The following is a 12866-nucleotide window of genomic DNA, read 5'->3' as shown; positions in this document are numbered from 1 at the left end:
GGAAAGTCCCCTCAGAAGTTCTGAAAGTACTTTCCATTCACATAATTAGTGTTATCGTAAGTCAATGTTATTGTTAGTTTGGATTCGACTTTTGTATAGTTGACGAAATTTGATGAAAGAGATAATTCTCCAAGGTAAGATATATCCCAGTGCTACAGTCATAAATAGTGCTGCTTCTGTTTCTGGACCTAGCCATTTTAAATAATCACGAAGTAAAAAACGGATAATAAGTACGATGAGAAAGGTAATAATAAAGCTCTTGTTTCTTACAGCATAAATATTCTGATCGAATCGGAGTTCATAGTGAGTGGTCCAAATAAGTGGAATTGACAAAAGAAATCCAAAGATAGCTGCACAAATCCATTCCCAGCCAGCGGCATGTGCTTTTGGATTTAAGATGATGTGAATGCAGGGGAGTAACAAAAATAGTATGGGTAAGAGAATGCGGGTTCCGTTTCCTTTAATAGGGCGATACATTGCCAAAGTTCTACGCCATATGACTAACGCAGCAATTATGATTACAATAGAGTAAAACGAAGAAGAATCCATGATTTCACCTCGACACATAGAATATTTCAATTATATGGAAAGTACAGATGGTTGGATAGTGGTATTCATCCTGATTGGGGAAATATAACATTAATTTGTGATATCATATATAGGTATTTGCCATTACATACTATTGCAGGTTCTGGTGCAAAAAGATGATAAATAAAAAAGAATCAAGGATTCCTAGCGGAATCACCTGTTAAGCAGTTAATCCAAACAGCTGGTTGATAAAAATATTCTGATTTTGGACAGACTGGTCCTGCAAATCAATTTGTTCTTTTTTGACCATATGCATGGCTTCAACACCACTCAATATAGAGGCTGATGTTTTGTATGATTTAAATCCCAACATAGAGCGTATACGTTTTTTAATAAAACGATGATCTTGTTCTACTATGTTATTTAAATATTTTATCCTTCGGATTTTGGTGCCTGTTGGTATCCTTTTTTCTTTCTTCAACTGTTCGATAGCAATTGGATAAGCAGGGTTCTTATCAACCGTGATGATACGAGGTTTTGAGACATGAAAAGACCGCAAGGCTTTCTTGAAGAATCGCTTTGCAGCCTTATGATTTCTAGATTTACTCAAATAAAAGTCAATCGTGTTTCCTTCAGAATCAACAGCACGATATAAATACATCCATTGTCTTTTTACTTTTATATATGTTTCGTCCACTCTCCATGAGTTATTCGTTTGTTTGAGATGACGTCGAATTCGTTTATCAAACTCCGGTCCATATTGATGCACCCATCGCATAATCGTTGTATGAGCAACGGATAAGCCCCGTTCCTCCATCATTTCCACCAAATCACGAAAGCTTAAGTTGTACCGTAGGTACCAACGTACAGTTAACAAGATGATGTCTGGTTGATAATGTTTCCACTTAAATAAATTCTCCTTTTCCATACTGATCACACACCTTTTATAGAGTAGTACTATCAGTATTTCCAAGTTTGATAGACCATTTTCATCTACTTCAAAGTTTTTGCACCAGAACCCTTAATCATGTTGTTACGGCAAGAAGTAGAACGTAGAAAACTAGCAATTATTCGTAAATTATTGGGATTAGGATTAGCTGAAATTAACGGACAAACATTAGATCAACTAACGTTAACGCAGCTTGAAGGAATTTTAATAGCAAGTTTACAGGTGTTGGAGGGAACAAGCGATGACAAAGCAGCTAACAATCTTTGATGTTGAACCAGTTGTGTCATTTGATCCTAAGAAGGCTCATGTTCATCGGTTAAATTCTAAACTACGTTTTGCTGACGTTGTTGTACAAATACCACGCCAAGCAAAGGCGATTGACGAATTAAAACCAACGACAGCGCCAGATGATCGTTACGAATTATTTGAGGATTATACAATTGGGATTTGGCGTTATAAGCGAGTGGAGGATAAACAGTTTGATTGGGAAGAAGCTGAAGAGATATGTAAGCGAGCAAGGGATAGCAAAGAGCCGATTCCAATACGGCTTCATCTATCCTTGGAACAATCATTTGTTCCGGAGAATGTTGTGCAGTATTTATAAGCAAATAAAAAAGTAATTCGTATTGAAAAACGAGAATCAGAGTTGATTTAGCCTAGCTTTTATTTTTTCAAACAAGTTGGAAATTGGGGTGATAATAAACTTTGAATTTTGTTCAGGATGAAGACTCAGTGAACAATTAATGAATAAAAGGAGAAATCCCCGCGGGGGCAGGGATTTCGGAGGGGAGAGGCTATTGTCGTACTATGTCGAAATTTGGCGTATTCGACGAATTAATATTATCACGAATTTTCAAGTAATTGTGATGTTCGATGTGTCAAAAATGTGTACGAATTTCACATGAAAGCGTTATTTTGTAAGTATCAAAAAAGAGCACCCAGTATAGGTGCCGGAATAAAAATTATTCAATGATCAAGATAATCACTTACCACCATTTTATTTATATGTTTTAAATAAAAAAATAGAACAAGATCCTGATTTGAAAAATAGAGAGCTCTTTTCAAAGAGCTCTCCGAATAAAATTTATATTGAATATGAATACAAACGATATTGTATGCGTGCTATTTAGGTAGGTGCAATTTTAAAACAAAATCCTTATTTGAATAGTGAAAAGAAAAAAGACAACAACCGGAGGGCTTGTTGTCTCAAAAAAAGTGGAATGGCACTAAAATATTAGTTTAAGATATAACAGGTTATTTAAAGTATATGATTTGCGTATAAAAATATACATCTTTCAAACAAAAGCGTTATTTCATAGCAAATACAAAAGAGCACACAAATAAGCGTGCTCTTAGATAAGAAAGGTAAGAATCTTATGAGTGGAGAGTCTCCATACAATAACATATGCTTGTCTATTTTAAATGTGAAAGTTTTTTAATAAATACGCTATTTAATCAATAGGTTATGGAGACAAAAATAGTGCACAAAGTTTTTTGTGCACCACTATATATAAACTATGTCTTGTCTTGTTAATTATATGTCCACCTCAGAAAATCGTGAACAGATTAAAGCGGAATTTAAAAAGAGCAACCTTAAAAGGTGCTCCTCGACCAAAACTTTATTTGATAAAACAAAGCAGTCAGCTTAATTAGCTAACCACTTGTTGTACAAAAGAAATTAGGCCCTACAAGCACAGATATGTAACTTGAAGTTACAGCTATAGTATAAACGTAATTGGAAATGTTATACGGGGACAAAAAGGAATCTAATAAAAATTTCATTTTGTATAAAAAACTAAAAAGAGCACTATCAATTAGTGCCCTTTGTAAAAATAGCGTAAGTGGCCAGCTCACGTTATAAAGAAAGGTAGAATTTAATATATTCAAACCCTGCTTAAATGGTGAAAACAAAAGAACAGCTAGCAAAAGCTAACTGCTCCATTGCAACTTGTTAAAAAAAGAAAAAGGCTGCTATTCAGGAATTGAACAGCTTGTAGATATTATGTGGAAGTTTTGGAATTTTATTCAGATAAATTTAAAAAAGCAGCTAGCAAAAGCTAACTGCTTAGCCCCGAGGAAGAGAGAGGGCGCTTTATTAGGTCTAAGGCTGAAATAAGGGTTTTAGATGTTAAGACCTAAGACCTAAATATAGTATGGATCTCACTTCAGAAATTATGCATATACTTGTATTCCTACAAAAATGGTTAAAAAACAAAGCAGCTAGCTCAATTAGCTAACTGCTCGGTATCTCCAAGGGAGAACAAGGAGAAAATCTAATGTCATATACAGTATTGACGGGATGTTTATTAAATAATCATTCACTTATGGTTGGTTCCAAAAAAGTGACATACCAACAAAATATAAAATTATTAAAAGGACAATTGCTATGAGGATAACCAGAGAAAAAGTTTTCCATGATTTTTTCATCAATAGACCTCCTTTATGAAGAATTTTAACATCTATTTTTAAAATGAGTTTTTATACTGGTTGTACCTTTGTTAGTAACTGCACAATCAACATCGATAGGTATAAGTGAACGTATCTGTTACTAAATATTTACTTGCTGTTGAAAAGAGAATAAAAAATTCTGCTTCGATGAAAAAAACGGAAGATGGATATAAAAACAAACACAACACAACTTCGCACGAAATACCAATTTTACGCAGAATAATACGATTATATAAAAATCAAATACAGTAACTAGGGATTTCAAACCCAAGTGCATGAATCTTAGTATATTGGTATACGCCATATAATTGATATTTTATATAAGAATAATCAAATGCTGAATTACTCATAAACAATTTTTATAGTGAATTACATTTTAATTTATAAGAGCTTTTCTTGTGTTGATCTAACTAACTCCTGATTAACCTTGATTAAATTAACCAATTCACATTTTATAACGACTTTTAAACTGTGTTCATGTATTCATTTTGTTAGAATTTATATTTGAAAATCGTTTTATTTTATATACATATATAATTTTTATCGCCAAATATGAATTTATCACTTGGTTATCTATAACTTTTATTAGAATAATTACACTTTCCCATTCAATTTCTAGTGAATTTTAGTATTACATAATTTAATTATGTAAATAAGTTCGTGTAAAAATTGAATTTAACGCGAACTTGTGTTCGTGTGTCTTTTCTGTTATAGTATATATGAGGTGATTTTTATGGATTACAGCAAGCAACGTCAAAAATCAGTCCATCGTAAGAAATTATACGAGAATTTAAATGAAATGCCCTTTTACATAGAAGAATTTGTGGAGTACAAAGAATTGCATGATGCCTCTCCCTCCACCCTACTGAATTATGTATATGATTTTAGAGTTTTCTTTAATTGGCTATTATCTGAACAAATTATTGAATTTAAGCCCATTAAAGACATATCCTTCTCTGATTTGGAGAATTTAAAGAAAAAAGATGTTGAGAACTTTATGAGGTTTTTAAAACTACAACAAAATATGCAGAATTCCTCTGTTAACAGAAAAATTTCAGCCTTAAAGTCTTTATTTAAGTACCTTACCTCCCTATCAGAGAATGATGATGGAGAATGTTATTTTTATAGAAATGTAATGGCTAAAATTGAAATACATAAAGATAAGGAAACATTAAATGCCCGTGCAAAACGTATGAGATCTAAAATATTTCATAATGATGACGATCAAGAGTTTTTGAATTACATTAAGTACGAACATGAAAAATCTTTAACAAAACATCAGTTGTTCTATTTCCTAAGAGATAAAGATCGTGATGTAGCTATTCTTTCCCTCTTTCTTGGTAGTGGTATTCGTGTAAGTGAATTGGCCGATCTTCGTATGGAAGATATAAACTTAAAAGAAAGACTAATTGATGTAATACGAAAAGGAAACAAAGAAGATTCTGTATGGATTACCCCAATTGCATTGAATGATCTTGAAAAGTATATGGAAATTAGAAATAACAAATATGCTCCGGGGAAAGAATTAAAAAATGTATTCTTATCGAAGTATAAACATACTGCACAGCCTCTTTCAGTTAGGGCTATACAAGATATTGTAGAAAAATATACTAAAGCCTTCGGTAAAAAAATGTCTCCTCATAAATTAAGACATACATTAGCAAATAAGTTATATATGGAAGAAAAAGACTCGTTACAGGTGATGCAGCAACTTGGGCATACTAGTCAAGATACAGCGTTGTTATACACTCAACTTGGGGAAACAACTATTAAAGATAGTTTAGGAAGAATTGGAAAGAATAAAGAATAAAAGTTCAGCAATTATGGATTGCTGAACTTTTATTCTTTTCCCTAACTAGAGTCATAAATGCTATGTATTATTTGCTTCATATTAAATTCTATTGTGTAAAAAATACATAGTTTAAATTCTAATTTAATTGGTGTATAAAAACCCTCCCTTGATAGATATAAATAAAAATTTGAGATTCCTACAATTGTTGTTTACGTTAAATGTGAATTTAACGAACACTTGAATAGATGTAAGTAAATCTCTCCTCTTACATGTACAAAGACAAGAAAGTGGATACTTCTGTTTCTGTTATTGTTTTTGGACAAGAAAATAGGTAGTAAGCGAATCTTTTTTTATTGGTAATTCGATATTGTACGTTATAAAATTAGTATCCAGCTTCATGTCTTTATACATAAAATAAACATACTCATCTTTAAATCTAAATAAATCTAAATAGCTAGAGTGCTAGTTATCTACCAATGCTCTAGCTATTTTTGGTTTACACAACCTACCATTATCAAAACTTAGCTTTTTGAATGCATCAAACTTTTTGTTTTTAAGTATAGAATAATTCTTCTTATACATTCATCTGCTGCAATAAAGCAAAAAATACTATTCGTTACTAGCCCTAATGCATACTGACCTGTTCCTGTGAACTACCCGCCACTTAACGTCCTAACGGACTGTTTGAAGTGGGGGCTTCTCGGTTAGTCGTTACTTTTGATAGCTAACGAATTCGTCCTAAGACAGCCGAGCTAACTCCCTTGTTCCAAAGGTTATTTTATTGCTATTTATGCTAACGCTAATAGGGGTCACCATACATCGCTATCAAGCTAAGAAAAGCAAATACCCCAAAACGAGAAAATTGACATCTCCAGGTGAAAATGTACAATTTTTTGTTTTGGGGGGCGTTATAAAATTCTTAAGTTGATGGGCATGTATGGTGACCCCACATCCATCAACTTAAGGATTTAGACTATTCTTGAAGTTAAAAGCACGTTACTATTCTTTTATATTAACGAGAAAGAGTGACGTACTTTTTATGCATAATTTCAGTGTACACAATGACATTATTTTTTGCACCAGAACCGGATAAACTACTGGTGTGCTATATTAATCTCCACTTTCCTCGTTATTACAAGCTAATAATGGTTCATACATCATTATAGCGTGATTCTCCGTTACATATTGATCTTCTACAAACTGTTTCTGTTGGCTATATACTCTACGTTGAATAACATTGTGTCGTATATAACCACCCCAGTATGCAGATTGGATTGAGTGTTCTTTTTCATAAACTTCATATTGATAAAGCTGCGGATAGGCTGTTCTCCATTCACCAACTAAATGTTTATCTGTGATATAAAGGTGAAGTTGATACGATTGGTCCGTTTCATTTTTAATTTGCAAGTCCAAATAGTTATAGGAACAAGTCGCTCCGCTTCCAAACGGCTGGGTCCGCTTGGAATCAGGAAAGACATCAAAGCTATGACGATATCGCTCTGTTACTGTCAGTGGTGTATGTAAGGTCATCCAATATATTAAATTTGAAAGCTGACAAAGCCCCCCTCCAATGCCTGCTTGAAAAGATCCATAGTGTAATATCATACCTTCTACATACCCTTTTCTCCTAGTAGGCTTACCTATTAAACGCCAGTAAGAGAATGTTTCTCCCGGTCTAATGACGATACCATCTAGCTGTTTAATGGCAATCTTTAAATTAACAACTTTATTCTGTTGATACCACATATCTACATCCTTGAGCTTACGAAGTAGTATCGTTCGGTGCTGAATCGCTGTACAGGGTAAATTTTCTTGTTGTAAAGTTTTTGCGTATGTTTTTCCGTCTGCTAACCACTGGATGTACCTCTTTGTAGAGTAATACCATGTTCCTAGCATAATACGATACTTAGACCGCTGTTTAGGACGTAAGTTCACTATATTCATTTTATTTTCTCTCTCTATCGTTTTCATATTTTGACCTGGTCAAGAAAAACTAGAACACTATTTTCTATTTCAGCATGGAAAGCATAACCTTTTCTAATTCAGCTTTATTTAAAATACTAACGGTGATTACTATTTGATACGCACTTTTTCCATCTTTCGCAGGAACAATCATCTTCATTCCTGTTATATTACTATCACTGGACTTACCAAAGGTCACTTGGTTTCCACCAATCATCTCCATACCTTGTACAAACTGTAGTTCATATTCTTCAAACATATGGAATCCTTTTCTATTCCAAGGATCTTTTTTCGCTCCTAGGACTTCTGATTGTTCGATGATGATTTGACCATCATCTCCATCTATATATTCAGTTCTAACTACAGGATTTGGTTTCTCTATTGTAATGTCTGAGTCAACCTGTTCTTTCACTAGATGGTATCCTTCTGGCATATAATTTGGTTTTTTTATCGGAAAATCAACTAGTTTTTTCGCATCTTCTATTGTAGATGGGAAATGTTTTCTAACTTTTTCCCAAAGTGGACCTTGAGAATTCCCGTTTGTTTCTAGTTTATTTTGTTCTTCTTCATTTAACATCTCCCCTAAAGCTATTTCTTTTTTTTCGAGAGTAAACCAATCTTCTTGCAATTTCACTAATGTATCAAATTCTTTTTTTGTCAAAAACTTTTCAGCCGCTGCTATTTTGTTAATCATTTCTTTATATTGGTCTTCTGAAATCTTTAATTCTGCATGTGCCTGTTCTTTTGTACCGACTATCTTTTCTACAACTGTATGAATAGAAACATCTTCTTCTTTTTTGGTTTCTTTTGTTTTGATTTTTTCTAATGTTTGTTCTTTCTGATGCTTATTTGACTCATCTGCACGTGCATTTAATAAAGAGAAGGATGATACAGCGATAAAAGCAACAACTCCAAATGCAGACCAACGATAAGAGTTCTTTTTGAACTTTTTAATCATAAGAATTCTCCTTTTTAGCGTTCGTTTATTTCTACTTAAATTAGCTAGATTCGGTGCTTGATAATAACTTGAATAATGTTCTAAAAGAGTAATAATTGTATGTCCATATGCAATTTGTTCCTCTGATTCTATAAAAGTGAGCGCAAATGCATCACAGGCTAGTTCTTGATCTTCCCGCATACATGAATAGGCATACCAAAGAATCGGATTAAACCAATTTAAAATGATTAAACTATACATAACCCAATTTACAGCTATATCTCTTCGTTTAATATGAGATAGCTCATGGTAAAAAATATATTGTAGTTGTTGCTCATTCAATACTTTCATATGTCTGCTTGACAATAATACTCTTGGGCGAAAGAATCCAAAAACAGTCGGACTTGAGATTTTTCCAGCCAACCGTAATGGAATTTTCTTCTTAATTGCCATAGATTTTTTACAGTTCTCAAAAATCCCAACAATTTTTTCATCCGTAATATTTGGTTGCTTTTTTATGTAAGAAAATAACCGTCTATTCATAATACAAGTTATCGTTGCTAGAATGACAAATCCAAAAATCCAAATATATAAAGTGACTTTATAAACGGAAAATGTAGTATCTTCTTTCTTTTTATTACTTTCTGTTTGATCACTCTCTTTCACTACATTTACGGAGTTAGATTTATAACTATCCTCTTTTGTAGTTACTGTATGATTCGTTTTATCTTCTGACACGCTTTCTTGTGGTATAGCAGAAGTAGTATTCTTTTGAAAAACCTCAGACACACCAGGGCTATATGAAAGAAGGGAATAAATACTGTAGGAACTATCTGGTGACCATGGTAATAGAAGTCTTACAATTAAAATCATCCATAACATGTACTGCCATCGCGGGGTTAACTTGTTTCTAAGCAAGATTTTGACACATAAGATTAAACCAACTAATATACTTGCCATAATAGATGTTTCTATCACCCAATCAAAAAATTGAGGTAGATAGACGTTTACAAACATATCTATCATCATTATCTATCCTTCCTCTGATTTTCCTCAGTCTTCTCATCCAGAATACGTTTAAGTTCATTAATGTCTTCTGAAGATAATTTTTCTTCTTTTAAGAAATTCACAAGTAAAGGTTTAAATGCCGCACCATAGAAACGTTTTAGGAGGGATTTTGTTTCTACTTGTAGATAACTATCTTGCGACACTAAAGGATAATATGCATACATACGACCTTTATCTTGCTGGTAAGAAACAGCTTCTTTTTGGACTAATCGATTAATAAGCGTTCGAATCGTTTTTGGTTTCCAGTCCATTGTTGCCTCTAGCACTTTAATCACTTCATTCGCTGTTTGAGGAGATTTTGACCAAAGAACCTTCATGATTTCCAATTCAGCTTCCGATATTTTAGGTAATTCTCTCATTATATAAAATTTCACTCCTTGTATTACATTTGTAATCAATAAGTTGATATTACAAATGTAATCCTTAATTGTCAACCATATTTTGGGTTTGAAAATACATTTCCATGAAACTTAAGAAATTAATCCCCAAAAAATGAATATAGTTATATAAGGGTTATCGAAAATTAAGAAATATAATCCAACTGCACACAAAAATATTAAAATTAAATACGCCAATTCTTACCAACCTCCCTAGTCTGGAACCCCTACATAAGCTAAAAACGACATCATAAGTATAAGCCCTAATACCATTAACGAAATACCCTCAGTAGTTTCAGACATCCGATGTTTTACTACCCCTAACCACGCCATAAATATATTCATACTTTTATGTTCCTCCCTTCTTGTTTAGGTTTTTAAAGCCTGTTTTACTACTTAGAAACGGTTTCTTTTATAGTCTGTAAACCCTTCAATTAACCACATGATTAACTTTAAAGAACATTATTCATGTAAATGGAATTAAATTCTCAAGGTAAAAGGTCATCCGCTAAATTTAGCGGATGACCTTTTATCTTCCCCGATGTTTTGCTTTTCGCTTTTGAATTTTCATTTGTCGTTTTTTTTCTTGGAATTCTTCTTTCTTTTGACGCGTAATACATTGTTTCATTTTCTTTTTTGGTTCTAGTTCTATTCTCATCACTTCATAAGATTTGTTAGAAACCCCTTGATTTTTCAATTCTATGGCTGCTAATTTTATTTCGATCTTCTTTGCACCCAATCAGCAATATCATTTATAACATACTCAGGAATATTTGCAGGACTATAATATTCATCCGGTTTACTTAACTCCCCATCTCCTTCTGTGAAGAAGTGATTTAACTTTGGATATAGTCGATAATCAACGTTATCTCGCTCTTTTAATTGTTCTTTCCAAAGAGGAATTTCGATTTTTGATTGAACTTGATAGTCTCTTTCCCCTTGAATAATAAGAAGCGGTGTCTTTTGTTCTTTTGACATTTCTGCTGCTTTAATTTTACGGATCGAATCCCAAAATACTGGTGATCCTAAATAAAAATCTTTTGGAGGATTCTGACTAGAGAAATTGGGATCATTTAATATTTCAAATTGCGATTTATAAAATTTATATTCTTCAGGTTTCATTGCTCCAATAGAAAATAGGTACTCAAATTGACCTAAAACAACGTCTTGGATTGTACGGGCTGGTCCTCCCATCACGATTGCCCCAGCAATATTTTGATTTTGGTCTTTTTCGATCATTTTCGGAAGCATCATTCCACCTTGACTATGACCAAGAATATAAATTTGATTCTTATCTATCATAGGTTCATTTTGAAGAAAATGAGTCACAAGAAGAGCATCATCTGTTGTCTCTTTATCAACTGTATAAAAAGGACTGAATTGTGTTTTCAATCCATGTTCATAAGTTCGTTTATTATAGCGAAGGACAGCAATTCCCTTCGATGCAAGACCTTCAGCTAAATCGCGAAATGGTTTTAAAGCAAACGCCGTTTCATCCTGATTGGTTGCTCCAGATCCTTGCACAAGAATAACCACTGGGAAAGGACCTTTTCCCAGTGGAACAGATAATGTTCCTGGTAATGGAAACGCACCACTTCCAACTACTACTTCTTTATCAACAAATGATTCAGGCTTACTATATGATGGACGCTCTGCAACAGGACTAAACGACATGCTGAGTTGAAAATCATCTATTTTTCCAGATGGATCTAGCTTAATTAGTAAAGGTACTGTAAATTGTTCAAAAACTAATTTAATCTCTACATTTGTATGAACAGAATTTGTCTCTTTTTGGGTTACCTCTCCAATTCCCTTAAAAGAACCTGCTTGTAATTGCGCAGGGAGTCCCTTCCAATAGCTTTTCAGCCATTCTTCGGATATTACTTTCTGTAATGATCGAGAAGTTAAATCAATTGCAGATTTATAATCTTCTGTATCCATATAACGGATAAATGAAAGGATAGTAGCTATAACAGGGTTTTCATCTTCAGTATTGTCTATTTTTTTTATATTTTTGTTTGTTTCCTTTAATGTCGAAATAAATTGGTAATTGAACGGATTTTTATATGTACCAGGATATAAGCTTGCTTTCAATACATCCGTATTCCGCCCCTCATACAAACTTGAAGAATTCGCGAAATTTTTAGGTGAAATTACTTCCTCCGCATATGAAACTGAAGGAATAGCTATTGCACAAATTGCACTGACAAGTAATAACTTATTCCCTATTCTTTTTTTCGTGCTCATATTTATTGATTCTCCTTTCAAAATTAAAAATTTTTAATACAGCATGCCATGTACTATAAGGAAAATAATAATTATCAAAGAAATTACTAATCTACTTTACGATCCCCCCTAACAGGTTAAAAAGCTATTATAAACAAACTTCAATAAAAGATGCCTTCTCCCTCTTTTTTTATGACTGGATTTTTTGAGTGGATGTGACCCCTAATAAACATTGCAGTTTTGTAATATTAATGTCACTAAAATCAATTTCTTCACTATAAAAAATTCACTATAATTTCCATATACAAAGATAAAGAGAGTAATATGAAAAACATTATATATTATTTGCACTGTTTTCTAGATTTTGCTATAGAATATGTGAATACAATAGATATGTTCGATATAGATCTGCACGAATAACTCTTGAGGTAGAATCAACCAATCAATAATTTTTACGTTGTCATTTAAACGTAAACAAAAAATAGCTCCAAAATAAATAATAATAGTTGATTTTGGAGCTATTTTTTGTTTACTTCACTTTTTTTCGACACTCTGCATCAAGACGCTAAATCCATTGAC

At 32.9% G+C, this 12866-nt stretch carries 12 protein-coding genes and 1 pseudogene; 4 read left to right on the top strand and 9 right to left on the bottom strand.

What is annotated here, in order from left to right; genetic code table 11:
- Positions 1-51: 51 nt before the first annotated feature.
- A complete protein-coding gene (locus MHI07_RS27525) occupies positions 52-549 on the bottom strand; it encodes a CcdC protein domain-containing protein (protein ID WP_215582835.1) in 498 nt (165 codons plus the stop codon).
- 199 nt (positions 550-748) lie between these two features.
- Positions 749-1456, bottom strand: coding sequence for an IS6 family transposase (locus MHI07_RS27520; RefSeq protein WP_215582834.1), 708 nt, complete (start codon positions 1454-1456; stop codon positions 749-751).
- Positions 1457-1555: 99 nt separating this feature from the next.
- Here MHI07_RS27520 and MHI07_RS27515 point away from each other — a divergent pair, with 99 nt between their 5' ends.
- The 4 genes from MHI07_RS27515 to xerS all read left to right on the top strand — a co-directional run bounded on the left by MHI07_RS27515 (position 1556) and on the right by xerS (position 5735).
- Entirely contained in the window at positions 1556-1744 is a 189-nt protein-coding gene (locus MHI07_RS27515; protein WP_016512402.1) for a hypothetical protein, read from the top strand.
- The gene (locus MHI07_RS27510) at positions 1719-2081 is read left to right on the top strand and encodes a hypothetical protein (protein ID WP_016127480.1); all 363 of its coding nucleotides are present in this window, start codon (positions 1719-1721) and stop codon (positions 2079-2081) included. Before MHI07_RS27515 ends, MHI07_RS27510 begins: the two co-directional genes overlap by 26 nt.
- A gap of 1344 nt (positions 2082-3425) precedes the next feature.
- Positions 3426-3593, top strand: a complete 168-nt coding sequence (locus MHI07_RS27505; protein ID WP_340827099.1) for a hypothetical protein — start codon at positions 3426-3428, stop codon at positions 3591-3593.
- A gap of 1065 nt (positions 3594-4658) precedes the next feature.
- Positions 4659-5735 carry a tyrosine recombinase XerS gene (gene xerS / locus MHI07_RS27500; RefSeq protein ID WP_340827098.1) on the top strand — a complete coding sequence of 359 codons (1077 nt, stop codon included), beginning with the start codon at positions 4659-4661 and terminating at the stop codon, positions 5733-5735.
- A gap of 503 nt (positions 5736-6238) precedes the next feature.
- Here xerS and MHI07_RS27495 read toward each other — a convergent pair.
- From MHI07_RS27495 to MHI07_RS27465, 7 genes and pseudogenes are all read right to left on the bottom strand, one after another.
- Positions 6239-6370 (bottom strand): annotated as a pseudogene (locus tag MHI07_RS27495) (DUF1453 domain-containing protein); the annotation flags it as partial.
- A gap of 457 nt (positions 6371-6827) precedes the next feature.
- Positions 6828-7661, bottom strand: coding sequence for a VanW family protein (locus MHI07_RS27490; protein ID WP_340827097.1), 834 nt, complete (start codon positions 7659-7661; stop codon positions 6828-6830).
- Positions 7662-7725: 64 nt separating this feature from the next.
- Positions 7726-9642 (bottom strand): M56 family metallopeptidase, encoded by a 1917-nt coding sequence (locus MHI07_RS27485; RefSeq protein ID WP_340827143.1) that lies wholly within the window; start codon positions 9640-9642, stop codon positions 7726-7728.
- Between the two features lie 2 nt (positions 9643-9644).
- Entirely contained in the window at positions 9645-10043 is a 399-nt protein-coding gene (locus MHI07_RS27480; RefSeq protein ID WP_070139493.1) for a BlaI/MecI/CopY family transcriptional regulator, read from the bottom strand.
- Positions 10044-10274: 231 nt separating this feature from the next.
- Entirely contained in the window at positions 10275-10406 is a 132-nt protein-coding gene (locus tag MHI07_RS27475) for a hypothetical protein (protein ID WP_340827095.1), read from the bottom strand.
- A 184-nt stretch (positions 10407-10590) separates the two neighbouring features.
- Entirely contained in the window at positions 10591-10800 is a 210-nt protein-coding gene (locus tag MHI07_RS27470) for a DUF2992 family protein (protein ID WP_340827094.1), read from the bottom strand.
- A complete protein-coding gene (locus MHI07_RS27465) occupies positions 10776-12308 on the bottom strand; it encodes an alpha/beta hydrolase (RefSeq protein ID WP_340827093.1) in 1533 nt (510 codons plus the stop codon). The genes MHI07_RS27470 and MHI07_RS27465 overlap by 25 nt, the downstream gene beginning before the upstream one ends.
- Between the last annotated feature and the right edge of the window lie 558 nt (positions 12309-12866).

It is taken from the genome of Bacillus sp. FSL H8-0545, from assembly GCF_038006105.1.
Lineage (GTDB): Bacteria > Bacillota > Bacilli > Bacillales > Bacillaceae_G > Bacillus_A > Bacillus_A cereus_U.
Note: the sequence above shows the minus strand (reverse complement) of the source record. Positions and strands in the feature narration are given on the sequence as shown.